The following is a 13,945-nucleotide window of genomic DNA, read 5'->3' on the forward strand; positions in this document are numbered from 1 at the left end:
TCAACTCCGCGCTGCCGCCGATCTGGTCTGAAACACCCATGGCGATCGGTGTGGTGATGGAGCGTGGCAACAGCGATAGCATCGTTTGTCCGTCCATGCCCAGGAGCCGGCACAGCACCACCGTGGAAAGAATGCCCGTGAGCGCGCCCACCAGCAGGGCGATGGAAATCGGTATGAAATTGCGCTTGAGTGCGGGCAACTGGCCGATCAGCGGCACCGCCAGCGCCACCGTTGCGGGCCCGAGCAGGAAGTGGATGAACTGCGCGCCGTTGAAATACTGGTCGTATCCGGTATGCGTGACCAGAAGCAGCCCCACGATGACCACGATCGATACCAGTACGGGATTGAGCAGCGCGAATCCGTGTGCCGTGTCGTAGAGCCGCTTGGCGAGCCAGTACACGCCGACCGTCAGCGCCAGCCAGAGAAGGGGCTGGCTGGCCAGATAGACCCAGATCGCCGCGAGCTGCATGGTCTATTCCTCCAGCGTCCGCGCGCCGTGACGCCTGAGCAGCAAGTGCAGTGTCCAGGCTGTAGTCAACAGGGTGATCGCCGCGGCTGCCACGAGCACCAGCCCGATCTGCCATACCTGATCCGCTGCCTCGCGCCAGTGGGCAATGATTCCCACCCCTGCGGGTACGAAGAGCAGCGAGAGATTTTCCAGAATCGGTTTCGTCGTGCGTACCAGCGCCGTCGGCGCACTGCCGCGCCAGAGCAGATAGGCGAAGAGCAGCAGCATTCCGATCACCGGCCCCGGTAGAGGGATATGCAGAAACTGCACCAGCAAGGTGCCGATGAGCTGCATCAACAGCAGCCCGGCGATGGCTCCGATCATGCGCGCCTCTCTTCAGTGAAGTCGGGCGTTAATAGTAGCGTACTCCGGCTGCCTTCTTTGCTCCGTGCTGTTGGTCGTCAAGTCAGGGGCGCGCAATGGCGGTTCCGCCATATACGGACGCGGGGTCGATCTTGACGTCGATCAGCAATGGGCGCTTGCGGTCGCGCTTGGCCAGGGCGCCCATTGCGGCCTGCAGTTCGGCGCTGCTGGTCACGGTCTGCGCCTGGCAGCCGAAAGCCTCTGCGATGCGCGCGAAGTCGCGCGACGGCAGCAGCGAAATGTTCGGATCCATGTCGTGCATGGTCAGGGCAATGTGCTCGGCGCCGTAGCTGCCATCGTTGGCGATGACGACCACTAGATCCAGCTGCTCGGCCACGGCGGTGGCCAGTTCGCTCACGCCGCTGAGCATGAAGCCGCCGTCACCGGTAACGAGCAGGGTAGGCCGGTCTCCGGCCGCCTTGGCGGCGCCCATGGAGGTGGCCGCGCCGAGGCCGATGGACGAGAAGCCGTTGCCGTCGACATAAGAGCGCGGATTCGGCACTGAAATCACGTTCCAGAACGCGAACATGAAACGCCCGGATCCGGTGAGGAACACACGATCCTTGGGCAGTGCCTCTTCCAGTGCAAAGGCCACCTCGTAAAGGTCGACGGTTCCGGCAGGCGTCGGACGCACGAGTTTCTTTTGCGCCTGACCGTGATAAGCCTGGAGTTCCTCGAGCAGATGGTCGCTGCGCGCGCCGGAGCCGGGAATCTCGGCTTCATCCAGCCACTTGACCATGGCGTCGGCCGTCAAGCCAGGATCGCCGACCATACCGACGGTCACTGGCGTGCAGCGTCCGATTTCACCCGCTACCGGGTTGATCTGGATAATGCGTTTGTTGCGGGTCAAGCCGCGCTCGCCCGACGTGTATTTGTTCAGGCTGGCGCCAAACACGATCAGGCAGTCGCTGCGGCCAATGACGTCGAGTGCTACGTCGTGGCTCACGGTTCCGGAGATGCCGAGGTGGAAGGGATCATCGGCAAACAGGCCTTTCCCGCGCAACGAGGTTGCCACTGGCGCCTCGATGCGGCGCGCAAAACGCAATACTGCAGCCTCGGCTTCCGGGCCGCTCACCCCGCGCCCGGCGATAACGACCGGCAGGTGCGACGAGGCGATGATGCCGATGGCGTCATCCATGTCCTGGCTGCTGGCAATGGCGCTGCGCGTCTCGGGCAGGCGCAGGTAGGGTTTCTGGTATTCGACTTCCTGCCACTGGAACTCCACCGGCATGTTGAACACGATCGGCCGATGCTCGCTGTGGGCGCGGTAAAACGCGCGCGCCAGATCCTCGGCCACGGTCTCCGGGCTGCGCAGCTGCTCGAAACCTGCGCCGGTCGCGGCAACCAGCTCCCGCTGGTTTATGTTCTGGGCGTGCTCACGGTCGATCACCGGGGTATCGCCGGCGAGCAGCACCATGGAAGTGCCTGCCTTGACGCCTTCGACCAGGGCCGTGACGGTGTTCGCCAACCCGGGGCCGTGGGTGACCGCAGCCACGCCAACCTTGCCTGCCACGCGCGCCCAACCCTGAGCCATCAACACGGCGCTGCCTTCATGCACCGCCGCCACATAGTGCCCGTTGCAATCACGGCGAAAACTGTCGATGACGTATACACAACCGTCCCCGAGCACTCCAAACAGTTCCGTACAACCCAGGTCCGACAATCCCCGGGCAATGGCTTCGTAGACTTTCACGGTTTCTCCTCTAATCATCCAATTTCGAATGAATCCTGTTGCCGCCTCCCCAGCTGGATCCTGAACCACCCTGGGAATACTCGTCTACAACGCAGGCTGGAAAACGCTATCTACGGCAGACAGCTCGGCGGCTCCTCATCATTAACGGGGGCACTGGTATTCTATTAGACTCGTTTTTGCGATCGATGTAGCGAATGCCAATGTTGCCAGTAGATGTTGGTCATGCGTTGTTTATGTTCCTTGAGGGTGGCGGCCAGCCTCTTGTCGAGTCGGACAGGCTTGAGCACGGCATTGAAGAACGCCTGAACGCAAAAAAGCCCAAACCGAAGTTTGGGCTTTTTTTAGAATTTGGAGCGGGAGACGAGTCTCGAACTCGCGACCTCAACCTTGGCAAGGTTGCGCTCTACCAACTGAGCTACTCCCGCATTTTGCTGCATTTTTTCTTGGGATATTTGGCGCTGTTTTAAGTGCCGTATTCCGAAGAAGCTTCGCAGTATATAGTAAATTTTTTGGCCGTGCAAATCAGGTTTTGATTGCTTGCCGGGTGTATTACCCGGGTTTATCACCTAACCCGCGCCAAAAAATAAAGCTGCATTCAGCAAAGACGAAAAGTATAGCATAATTTCATTTTCCTTTTGGGCAACGTTTTGCTGCACGTAATCTCTCAAGATCTGACTTCCTGCAATACGCTGGGCCTGCGTTCGGGCGCGTCGGCGCTGGTGCGCTATCGGCATGCCGACGAATTGCCGGAGTTGTCGCGGCTGGCGGCGGAGCATGGCGCTGTGTTCGTGCTGGGCGGCGGCAGCAATGTGGTGCTGGCACCTCGGCTGGAGTCGCTGGTCCTCAAGGTGGAGTCGCGCGGTATCCGGGTGGTGGAGGAATCCAGCACCGAGCTCGTCGTCGAGGCGCAGGCAGGGGAGTGCTGGCACGACTTTGTCGCGCTGTGCATGGAGAACGGTTGGCCGGGCCTTGAAAACCTGGCCTTGATTCCGGGCACGGTGGGCGCGGCGCCGGTGCAGAACATTGGCGCGTACGGGGTCGAGCTGGATCAGCGGCTGCACAGCGTGGTGGCCTGGAACCTGCAGGAAGGCCGTTTGCGGGAGCTGTCCCGCGACGAATGCCGTTTTTCATATCGCGACAGCTTTTTCAAGCATGAACCCGCCGGGCGCTGGCTGATCGTGGCGGTGCGTTTTCGCTTGCCCCGGCCATGGCGGCCGGTTCTGGGCTATCCCGACCTTGCCCGGCATCCGGTTCTGCTGGCGGCAGGCAAGGCCGTCGAGGCCCGGCAGATCTTCGAGGCGGTCTGCGAAGTGCGCCGGCGCAAGCTGCCCGATCCTGCGGTGTTGGGCAATGCGGGCAGTTTTTTCAAGAACCCCATTGTCGGCGCCGAGCGCTACGAGGCATTGCGCAGGCAGTACGAACAACTGGTGGCCTACCCCCAGGATGACGGCAGCTACAAGCTGGCCGCGGGCTGGCTGATCGACCAGGCAGGCTGGAAAGGCCGCCGCATGGGGCCGATGGGTGTCCACGACCGGCAGGCGCTGGTGCTGGTGAATCACGGCGGCGCCAGCTCGCGGGACATTGCCGCGCTGGCCGAGGCCATTCGCGCCGACGTGCAGAAGCGTTTCGGCGTCTTGCTGGAGCAAGAGCCGGTGAACGTTTCCTAGGATTTCAGGGGTGCGGGCGGCGGAAGCCGCCCATGTGCCGGGCCAGGATTTACAGTTGGGCGGACAGCACGTCCTGCATGTCGAACAGGCCGAATTCTTTGCGGGCCAGGTAGCGGGCGGCGCGCAGGCTGCCCTGGGCGTAGGTGGCTCGGCTGGTCGAGCGGTGGGTGATTTCGATGCGTTCGCCGGTGCCGCAGAAATAAACGGTATGGTCGCCCACGATGTCGCCGCCGCGCACCACCGAAAAGCCGATATGGCCGGTTTCGCGGGCGCCGGTTTCGCCGTGGCGGGCCCAGTCGGCAATGTCGTCCAGCTTTTCGCCCCAGGCGTTGGCCACGGTTTCGCCCATGATCAGGGCGGTGCCGGAGGGGGCATCCACCTTGTTGCGATGGTGGGCTTCGAAGACTTCGACGTCGTAGCCGTTGTTGAGCAGCTTGGCCGCGAGGTCGAGCAGCTTCAGGGTGGCGTTGACGCCCACGCTCATGTTGGGGGCGAAGACGATGGCAACTTTATGGCTGGCCGCCTGGATGGCCTGCTTGCCTTGCTCGTTGAAACCGGTTGTGCCGATGACGCATTTGACGCCATGCTTGATGCAGGCTTCCAGATGAGCCAGCGTGCCTTCGGGGCGGGTGAAATCGATAAGGCAGTCGGCCTTGGCGAGCTCGTCGAGATTGTCGGTAATGAGGACGCCGGTGTCCTGGCCCAGGAAGGCGCCCGCATCTTGACCAAGGCAGGGGGACCCGGCGCGATCGAGCGCGACAGTAAGGCTCAGGTCGGCGGCGTTGAGAACGGCTTCGATCAGCATGCGGCCCATGCGGCCGTCGGCTCCAGCTATGGCAATACGCATTGTTTCCTCTAGCGCAAGGGTTGGGGGGAGGATTCGTTCGGCAGCGTCAGCGTGTCGCTGCCGGGGGCGTTGATTCTAAGGCCCGTGCCTTCGCCGGACAGCGTCGACGTGCTTGCGGCCTTGTCGCGGCTTGCATCATTGCTTGTTTCCGAGCTTGGGACGGCGTGGGTTTCCGTGGTGGTGCCGGCGGCATTGGGCGCGGCCGCATCGGCTGCCGGCGCGCTTGCCGCAGCGGCGCTTTTCGTGGCCGAGGCGGCCTGCTCCTTGGCGCTGTCCGTATCGGAAGAGGGCGCGGGCTTGGCGCCGTTATCGGTTTTCTGGAAAGGCTGGCGGTCGGGTTGCTGGTCGCCTTCCCAGTGATCCAGGACGTCGCCTTTGAACCATACTGTGAACTTGCGCTCTTCGGCTTTGCCGTAGCCCGGCTTGTTGTAGTAGGTGTAGTCCCAGCGGTTGGTACGGAAAATGTCTTGCAGCACAGGGGTGCCGAGCACGAAGCGCACTTGCTCGCGCGTCATGCCTTTTTCGAGCCGGGCGACTTGTTCGGAGGTGATCCAGTTGCCCTGCTGCATGTCTGTTTTGTACGGAAAGCCCCATTTCGTGCCCCCGCAGGCCGACAGGACGATGGCCAATGCGCCAACTGCCGCGCCGGTGCGCAGCTTGAATAAGAGTGATGTTGCGGTAGTCAGCACGAAGCGCCCCTGTTATATGAGGTAGGATAAAACCGTTATCATAATGGTTTAAGAATAAACGCATAATAGCGTTAGAATGAACCGGGCGCCGGGGTTGTTGCCCGGCGCCTCAGCTGTCCACCTTCCGCCAGAGACTATTTTATCCATGAACGAACAAAATGAACTGAAGAACATGGGTTTGAAGGCAACGTTTCCGCGCCTGAAAATCCTGGACATTTTTCGTAAAGCCGATCATCGCCATCAAAGCGCCGAAGATGTCTACCGCGCGCTCATCAACGAAGACGTAGACATTGGCCTGGCCACCGTCTACAGGGTGCTCACTCAGTTCGAACAGGCGGGTATCCTAGTGCGCAGCCAGTTCGATGGCGGCAAGGCCGTGTTCGAACTCAACGACGGCGACCACCACGACCACCTGATCTGCACCAATTGCGGCAAGGTGGTCGAATTTACCGACCACGACATCGAAAAGCGCCAACATAAAATCGCCAAGGATCAAGGCTTCGTGCTTGAAAGCCACACCATGATGCTGTACGGCATTTGCGGCGACTGCCACACCAAAATGCGCTAAGGCGCCTGCCGGCCCGGGCGGTTTCCGCCGCCCGCCGTTCGTGCTTCTAAGCGGCCAGCATTTCCCTGGCGTGCCTGCGGGTGGTGTCGGTTATGGTCAGCCCGCCAAGCATGCGGGCCACCTCGTCGATGCGGCCCTGTTCGTCCAGGGCTTCGATTTGCGACAACGTAATGCCCTTGGCGGTTGTCTTGCGCACTTCGTAATGATGCGTCCCGCGCGCGGCAACCTGAGGCAGGTGCGTAACGCATAGCACTTGGTGGCGCTGGCCCAGCTCTTTGAGCAGACGGCCGACGACTTCCGCCACGGCGCCTCCCACCCCGGTGTCCACTTCGTCGAAAATCAGCGTGGGCACGCGCGCCGCCTGGCTGGCAATGACCGACAGCGCCAGTGAAATCCGCGCCAGCTCGCCGCCCGAGGCCACCTTGGCCAAGGGCCTTGGGCGTGTTCCGCCATGGCCGGCCACCAGGAACTCGACGCTTTCGTCGCCCTGGGCCGAGGCGGGCGAGGGGGTTAGCTCGATCTTGAAGCTGCCGCCCTGCATGGCCAGGGTTTGCATGGCTTCGGTGACCAGCCCCGACAGCTTTGCCGCGGTTTTCTGGCGGGCCTTGCCAAGCTGCTGGGCAAGCTTGCGGTAGTCTGCCTGGGCTTGCGCGGCGGTTTCCCGCAGCGCGTCGATGTTTGCGGCGGCGCTGTTTTCGCCAAGCTGCCGCAGCAGTTTCTGGTGCAGTTCGGGAAGCTCGCCCGGCTCGACACGGAATTTGCGCGCGGCATCGAAGATGCTGGACAGGCGCTGCTCGGCTTGCGCCAGGCGTTCGGGGTCGAGGTCGAGCTTGTCGAGGTAGCTGTTGAGGTCGGAGGCGGCCTCGGCGGCCGCGATGCGGGCCGATTCGATGGCCTGGCCGATGCTGTCCAGCCGGGTATCGTGGCGCAGCAGTTGCGAGATTTGGTGCGCGGCGGCGTTCAGATACGATTGCGCCGAACCCTCGTCGTTGTCGAGCGCGGCCAGCGCCTGCGTTGCGCCTTCGAGCAGGGATTGGGCGTGGGCCAGGCGGCTATGGTCGTTGCTGAGCTTTTCCCATTCGCCTTCCTGCAGGCCCAGGCTGTCGAGCTCGGAGGCCTGGCGTTCGAGCTGCTCGCGTTCTTCCTGGAGCGTGGCTTCGTTGCGCTGGGCCAATGCCAGCGCCTTGTCGGCCTGCTGCCAGTGCTGCCAGGCTTGTTGCACCTGCCGGGCAAGCGCGGTGTGGCCGCCCTGGGCGTCGAGCAGTTCGCGCTGGCTCGATGCCTTGAGCAGGCTTTGGTGGGCGTGCTGGCCGTGGATGTCGACCAGGTGTTCTCCCAGTTCGCGCAGTTGGCCCAGCGTGACCGGCAGGCCGTTGATGAAGGCCTTGCTGCGTCCCTGCTGGTCGATGACGCGCCGAAGCACCAGGACGTCGTCGGAGTCCAGCTCTTGTTCGGCAAGCCAGCCGCTCAGGCTTTCGGGGGCCTGGAAAACGGCGCTGATGTCGGCCCGGCTGGCGCCTTCGCGTATGGATCCGGCATCGCCGCGCGCGCCCAGCGCCAGCGACAGCGCATCGATGAGTATGGACTTGCCGGCGCCGGTCTCGCCCGAGAAGACGGTAAAGCCCGCCTCGAAGGGGATTTCCGCCTGGTCGACAATGACGAAGTCACGGATGTGCAGGGTGCGCAGCATGGCTTATTCGGTTTCGTCCGACAGTTGCGGCATGCGATTCCATTGCAGCTTGCGCCGCAGGGTGGAAAAGAAGCTGTAGCCGATGGGGTGGATGAACTGGACGGTATGCTGGGCCCGGCGCACGTCGATGCGGTCGCCGGGCTGGCAGTCGGACCAGGTTTGCATGTCGAAGTGCACGCTGGCGCCGGATTCGACGCGGCCCAGCGCGGTGATGGTCATGCTTAGCAGCCCGCTGTCGGGAATGGCGATGGGCCGGTTCGACAGCGCTTGCGGCGCGACGGGTACCAGCAGTATGCCGTTGAGCCGGGGGTGTAGGATGGGGCCGTTGGCCGAAAGGGCATAGGCGGTGGATCCGGTGGGGGTGGCGATGATGAGGCCGTCGGCGCGCTGGCTGTACATGAACGAGCCGTCGAGCTCGACGCGCAGTTCGATCATGCCGCCCCGTCCCGCACGGTTGATGACGACGTCGTTCAGGGCGATGCCCGAGAACAGGGTCTGGTCGCCGCGTACGATCCGTCCTTCGAGCAGGATGCGTTCTTCGACCTCGAAATTGCCGTGAATGACGCTGGCCAGCACGTTGGTGGCGTCGTGCAGGGGGATGTCGGTGATGAAGCCCAGCCGGCCATGGTTGATGCCGATAAGCGGTACTTTGCTGGGCGCGAGCATGCGGCTGGCGCCCAGCATGGTGCCGTCGCCCCCCATGATGACGGCCAGGTCGGCCTGCCGGCCGATTTCTTCGTAGCTGGCGACGGGGTATTCGGCAAGGCCGGTGTTCTGCGCCGTTTCGGCTTCGATCAGTACCTTGCATCCCGCCGCCCGTATGGTTTCGGCCAGACTGCGCAAGGGGGCATCCAGACCCGTATCCTGGTGCCTGCCGATAAGTGCGACAGTTTTAAAATGCATGTGGGAATACCTTGTCGAGTTTTTTTTAGGATATTTAGGATAAATTGATTATATGTTCCCCCGGGGGGTTGTGGCTGTACGTAAAACACCCTGTTTGCCGCCGAATTGCGTAATATACGAATATGGATGATCGAGCCAAAGCGCTTTTAAAAGCCCTGATAGAACGTTATATCGCCGACGGGCAGCCCGTGGGTTCGCGCACGCTGTCGAAAGTATTCGACCTTTCGCCGGCCACCATACGCAACGTCATGGCCGACCTCGAAGAGCTCGGGCTTATCCATAGTCCCCATGCCTCGGCCGGGCGTGTTCCCACGCCGCGCGGCTATCGCATGTTCGTCGACAGGCTGCTGGCGGTCCAGCGCTTCGAAGTCCTTCAGCCCAGCGAGATCCGCGAAATGCTGCCGGCCGCCGAGCCCAGCCGGGCGGTCAGCGCCGCCGCGACGCTTTTGTCCAACCTGAGCCAGTTCGCCGGCGTCGTGCTGGCGCCCAAGCGCGCCCAGGTGTTCCGCCAGATCGAGTTCATCCGCTTGTCCGAAAAACGGGTGCTGCTCATCATCGTCACGCCCGACGGCGACGTGCAGAACCGCATCCTGTTCGTGCAGCGCGACTACCTCGAGCAGGAACTGCTGGAAGCCAGCAATTTCTTCAACCACCATTTCGCCGGCATGTCCTTCGAAGAAGTGCGGGTGGCCATCGCCGACGAACTGTCTTCCCTGCAGGCCGATATTTCCCGCCTGATGCAGGCGGCGGTCGAGGCCGGCACGGCCAAGGTCGACACCGACGAATCCGTGGTCATCTCGGGCGAAAGCAAGCTGCTCGACATCTCCGAAATCGCCTCCGACATGGATCGCCTGCGCCGCATGTTCTCGCTGTTCGAGAAAAAAACCGACCTGCTGCAGCTGCTGGACGTATCCAGCCGGGCCCAGGGGGTGCAAATCTACATTGGCGGCGATTCGCAATTGGTGCCCATGGAGGATGTCTCGGTCATCACCGCGCCTTATGGCGTCAATGGCAAGGTGGTGGGCACCTTGGGCGTCATCGGTCCGACCCGCATGTCCTACGAGCGCGTCATCCCCATCGTCGACATCACCTCCCGCCTGCTGTCCAATGCGTTAAGCCATAATCAAACCTGATCCCGCTTCATTGCCAGCCCGTTTTCGCCGCCGGCATTGCCGCGGCTTTGCTTTTGCCAGGAATTTCCGTGTCCCGATTTCTCCCCGAGCCGTCCGATCCGCATGCCCTCGAGGCTACCCCTCCCATCCGCCTGGCCGGGCCGATTGGCGTTCTCATGATCAATCTGGGCACGCCCGACGAGGCGACGGCGGGCTCGATCCGCAAATACCTGGGCGAATTCCTGTCCGATCCCCGCGTCATCGAAATGCCGCAGTGGCTTTGGCAGCCCATATTGCGCGGGGCGGTGCTGCCCTTGCGGCCGCGCAAGCTGGCGCCGCGCTATAGGGAAATCTGGCTGGAGCAGGGGTCGCCCCTGCTGGTGTACAGCCTTGCCCAGGCCCGGGCGGTGCAGGCGGCGCTGGTCGGGACGGGGATCGATGCCGTGGTCGAAGCCGGCATGCGCTACGGCAACCCTTCCATCGCCGATGCGCTGGCGCGCTTGCGCGGCCGGGGGTGCGAGCGCATTCTTGTCCTGCCCATGTATCCACAATACGCGGCCAGCACGACGGCCACCGCCGTGGACGCGGTCATGGCCTGCCTGGCGCGCGTGCGCAACCAGCCGGAACTGCGTTTCGTCAAGCGCTACAACACCGAGCCGGCCTATATCGAGGCGCTGGCCCGCCAGCTGCGGCAATTCTGGCAGGAGCGCGGCAAGCCGCAGCGCCTGCTGCTCAGTTTCCATGGCCTTCCCCGTGTTACCGTGGAGCAGGGCGATCCCTATCACCGCGATTGCATGGAGACCGCCCAGGCCTTGCGCCAGCATCTTGGCGAAGACGGGCAGCTCGTGCACGTGGCGTTTCAAAGCCGTTTTGGCGCCCAGCGCTGGCTCGAACCCTACACCATGCCGACCCTGCAGCAGTGGGCCAGGCAGGGCATTGCCCAGGTCGACGTACTGTGCCCCGGCTTCCTGGCCGACTGCCTCGAAACTCTGGAGGAAATCCAGATGCAGTGCCGAGACGCCTTCCTGGGCAGTGGCGGCAAGCAGTTCCGCTACATTCCCTGCCTGAACGGCGATGCGCAGTGGGCCGAGGGTCTTGCCCGGCTCATCCGGCGCCATATTGAAGGCTGGCTGGCGGGCCGAGGATAGTCCGGATGGGCAGGCCCTGCTTGCAGACGGGGCGATCAGGGCCGGTTCAGGGCTTGAAGTTGGGGAAAACGTCCCCACTTTCATACAATCAAGTTTATTTCGTAGCGGAGTTCCCCCATGTCGTCAACGGATCAACCCTTTGATTCCAAAAAAGAAAACCCAGCAACGGACACGTCCGAGAAGCTCGAGATCAACGAGCCCGAAATCGTGGAGTCCGATATCGAGCAGCCGGAGGATCTGGCTGTCTTGCTGAAGAACGCCGAAGCCCAGGTTGCCCAATACTACGAGGAACTGCTGCGCGCCAAGGCCGAGGTCGAAAACGTTCGCCGGCGCGCCCAGGAAGACGTGGCCAAGGCCCGCAAGTTCGGCACGGAGTCGTTCGCCGAAAGCCTGGTGCCCGTCAAGGACAGCCTCGAAGCCGCCCTGGCCCAGGCCGACCAGACCGCCGAGGCCTGGCGCGCGGGCGTGGAAGCCACCCTCAAGCAACTGGTCGGGGCTTTCGAGCGCAATCTGCTCAAGGAGGTCGCGCCCGAACCCGGCGACAAATTCGACCCCCACGTGCATCAGGCCATTTCGTCCATTCCGTCCGAACAGGCCGAGGGCGCGGTGGTCCAGACCTTGCAGAAAGGCTACACCATCGCCGAGCGCGTGCTGCGGCCGGCCCTGGTCACGGTTTCGTCCGGCCAGCCTGCCCAGTAGAGTGCAGTGCACCATAAAACATAAAACACGGGGAAAAACGGGCTTGAAAAGGCTGTGCCAGCCCCCACTTGTAGAACATCTCGTATTTCATCATTCAAGAATATTTTTCAGGGTTGCAGATCATGAGCAAAATTATCGGTATTGACCTTGGCACCACGAACAGCTGTGTTTCCGTCCTGGAAGGCGGCAAGGTCAAGATTATTGAAAACTCCGAAGGCGCGCGCACGACGCCTTCCATCGTCGCCTACATGGGGGACGGCGAAGTGCTGGTCGGGGCTCCCGCCAAGCGCCAGGCCGTCACCAACCCCGCGAACACGCTGTACGCGGTCAAGCGCCTCATCGGCCGCAAGTTCGACGAAAAGGCCGTGCAAAAAGACATCCATTTGATGCCTTACAAAATCTTCAAGGCCGACAACGGCGACGCCTGGGTCGAAGCGCAAGGCAAGAAGCTGGCGCCTCCCCAAGTGTCGGCCGACGTGCTGCGCAAAATGAAGAAAACCGCCGAGGATTACCTGGGCGAAGAAGTCACCGAGGCCGTCATCACGGTTCCGGCCTACTTCAACGACAGCCAGCGCCAGGCCACCAAGGACGCAGGGCGCATCGCCGGGCTGGACGTCAAGCGCATCATCAACGAGCCCACCGCGGCGGCGCTGGCCTTTGGCATGGACAAGGCCGAAAAGGGCGACCGCAAGATCGCCGTGTATGACCTGGGCGGCGGCACCTTCGATATTTCCATCATCGAAATCGCCGACGTCGATGGCGAAAAGCAGTTCGAGGTTCTGTCGACCAACGGCGACACCTTCCTGGGCGGCGAAGACTTCGACCAGCGCATCATCGACTACATCATCACCGAGTTCAAGAAGGAAAGCGGCGTCGATCTGTCGAAAGACGTGCTGGCCCTGCAGCGCCTGAAGGAATCCGCTGAAAAGGCCAAGATCGAGCTGTCCTCTGCCCAGCAAACCGAGATCAACCTGCCGTACATCACGGCCGATGCCTCGGGCCCCAAGCACCTGAACCTGAAGATCACGCGCGCCAAGCTGGAAGCGCTGGTCGAAGAACTCATCGAGCGCACCATCGAGCCTTGCCGCATCGCCATCAAGGACGCCGGCATCAAGGTTTCCGAGGTCGACGACGTCATCCTGGTCGGCGGCATGACCCGCATGCCCAAGGTGCAGGAGCAGGTCAAGGAACTGTTCGGCCGCGAGCCCCGCAAAGACGTCAACCCCGACGAGGCTGTCGCCGCGGGCGCCGCCATCCAGGGTTCCGTGCTGGCGGGCGACCGCAAGGACGTGCTGCTGCTGGACGTGACCCCCTTGTCCCTGGGTATCGAAACCCTGGGCGGCGTCATGACCAAGATGATCCAGAAGAACACCACGATTCCCACCCGGTTCTCGCAGGTGTTCTCCACGGCCGACGACAACCAGCCTGCCGTGACCATCAAGGTGTTCCAGGGCGAACGCGAAATCGCCGCGGGCAACAAGGCGCTGGGCGAGTTCAACCTGGAAGGCATTCCTCCGGCAGTGCGCGGGACGCCGCAAATCGAAGTCACTTTCGATATCGACGCCAACGGCATTTTGCATGTGTCGGCCAAGGACAAAGGCACGGGCAAGGAAAACAAGATCACCATCAAGGCCAATTCCGGTCTGACCGATGAAGAGATCGAACGCATGGTCAAGGACGCCGAGGCCAACGCCGAGGACGATCATCGCGTGGCCGAGCTGGCGCAAACCCGCAACCAGGCCGACGGACTGGTTCATTCCACGCGCAAGTCGCTGGAAGAGTACGGCGACAAGCTCGAGGCCTCCGAGAAAGAGTCCATCGAAGCGGCCATCAAAGACCTCGAGGACACCCTCAAGGACGGCGACAAGGCTGCCATCGACGCCAAGATCGAGGCGCTGTCCACCGCGTCGCAAAAGCTCGGCGAGAAAATGTACGCCGACATGCAGGCTCAGGCCGCGGCGCAGCAGGGCGGCCAGGCGGCATCCGAGCCAGCCGACGACAACGTCGTCGATGCCGACTTTAAAGAAGTAAAGCGCGACCAGTAAGGCTATGCCCTGA

General features: G+C 62.5%; 12 protein-coding genes, 1 tRNA gene and 1 pseudogene. 6 read left to right on the forward strand and 8 right to left on the reverse strand.

Going from position 1 to position 13,945, the window contains the following annotated elements:
• The 4 genes from VNT00_RS04215 to VNT00_RS04230 form a co-directional block, all read right to left on the reverse strand.
• On the reverse strand, positions 1–469 hold a 469-nt coding region (locus VNT00_RS04215), incomplete at its 3' end, for an LrgB family protein (RefSeq protein ID WP_325584845.1).
• Positions 470–472: 3 nt separating this feature from the next.
• Positions 473–832, reverse strand: a complete 360-nt coding sequence (locus VNT00_RS04220; RefSeq protein WP_325584847.1) for a CidA/LrgA family protein — start codon at positions 830–832, stop codon at positions 473–475.
• An 82-nt stretch (positions 833–914) separates the two neighbouring features.
• Positions 915–2,564, reverse strand: a complete 1,650-nt coding sequence (locus tag VNT00_RS04225; protein WP_325584849.1) for a thiamine pyrophosphate-binding protein — start codon at positions 2,562–2,564, stop codon at positions 915–917.
• A gap of 349 nt (positions 2,565–2,913) precedes the next feature.
• Positions 2,914–2,989, reverse strand: a tRNA-Gly gene (locus tag VNT00_RS04230).
• Positions 2,990–3,211: 222 nt separating this feature from the next.
• Between VNT00_RS04230 and murB the strand changes: the two genes are divergently transcribed.
• On the forward strand, positions 3,212–4,231 hold the full coding sequence (gene murB / locus VNT00_RS04235) for a UDP-N-acetylmuramate dehydrogenase (RefSeq protein ID WP_414650882.1): 1,020 nt from the start codon (positions 3,212–3,214) through the stop codon (positions 4,229–4,231).
• Between the two features lie 49 nt (positions 4,232–4,280).
• On the opposite strand, the gene dapB is transcribed toward murB, so the two are convergent.
• Both dapB and VNT00_RS04245 read right to left on the reverse strand, forming a co-directional pair.
• On the reverse strand, positions 4,281–5,078 hold the full coding sequence (gene dapB, locus VNT00_RS04240; RefSeq protein WP_325584850.1) for a 4-hydroxy-tetrahydrodipicolinate reductase: 798 nt from the start codon (positions 5,076–5,078) through the stop codon (positions 4,281–4,283).
• Between the two features lie 191 nt (positions 5,079–5,269).
• Positions 5,270–5,734 (reverse strand): annotated as a pseudogene (locus VNT00_RS04245) (outer membrane protein assembly factor BamE); the annotation flags it as partial.
• A 178-nt stretch (positions 5,735–5,912) separates the two neighbouring features.
• On the opposite strand from VNT00_RS04245, the gene fur reads away from it, so the two are divergent.
• A complete protein-coding gene (gene fur / locus VNT00_RS04250) occupies positions 5,913–6,335 on the forward strand; it encodes a ferric iron uptake transcriptional regulator (RefSeq protein ID WP_325584852.1) in 423 nt (140 codons plus the stop codon).
• 46 nt (positions 6,336–6,381) lie between these two features.
• Here the strand turns inward: fur and recN are convergent, their stop codons facing one another.
• Complete coding sequence (gene recN / locus VNT00_RS04255) at positions 6,382–8,025, reverse strand: DNA repair protein RecN (protein ID WP_325584854.1); 1,644 nt, start codon at positions 8,023–8,025, stop codon at positions 6,382–6,384.
• Positions 8,026–8,028: 3 nt separating this feature from the next.
• Positions 8,029–8,928 carry an NAD kinase gene (locus VNT00_RS04260; RefSeq protein WP_325584856.1) on the reverse strand — a complete coding sequence of 300 codons (900 nt, stop codon included), beginning with the start codon at positions 8,926–8,928 and terminating at the stop codon, positions 8,029–8,031.
• 122 nt (positions 8,929–9,050) lie between these two features.
• Here VNT00_RS04260 and hrcA point away from each other — a divergent pair, with 122 nt between their 5' ends.
• The 4 genes from hrcA to dnaK all read left to right on the forward strand — a co-directional run bounded on the left by hrcA (position 9,051) and on the right by dnaK (position 13,932).
• Positions 9,051–10,061: a heat-inducible transcriptional repressor HrcA gene (gene hrcA, locus VNT00_RS04265; protein ID WP_325584858.1), complete on the forward strand. Its 1,011-nt coding sequence runs from the start codon at positions 9,051–9,053 to the stop codon at positions 10,059–10,061.
• 68 nt (positions 10,062–10,129) lie between these two features.
• Positions 10,130–11,188 carry a ferrochelatase gene (hemH, locus tag VNT00_RS04270; protein ID WP_414650883.1) on the forward strand — a complete coding sequence of 353 codons (1,059 nt, stop codon included), beginning with the start codon at positions 10,130–10,132 and terminating at the stop codon, positions 11,186–11,188.
• 117 nt (positions 11,189–11,305) lie between these two features.
• Positions 11,306–11,887, forward strand: coding sequence for a nucleotide exchange factor GrpE (gene grpE / locus VNT00_RS04275; RefSeq protein ID WP_325584860.1), 582 nt, complete (start codon positions 11,306–11,308; stop codon positions 11,885–11,887).
• 122 nt (positions 11,888–12,009) lie between these two features.
• Positions 12,010–13,932 (forward strand): molecular chaperone DnaK, encoded by a 1,923-nt coding sequence (gene dnaK / locus VNT00_RS04280; protein ID WP_325584862.1) that lies wholly within the window; start codon positions 12,010–12,012, stop codon positions 13,930–13,932.
• Positions 13,933–13,945 lie beyond the last annotated feature (13 nt).

Source organism: Eoetvoesiella sp. (genome assembly GCF_035555955.1).
Lineage (GTDB): Bacteria > Pseudomonadota > Gammaproteobacteria > Burkholderiales > Burkholderiaceae_B > Eoetvoesia.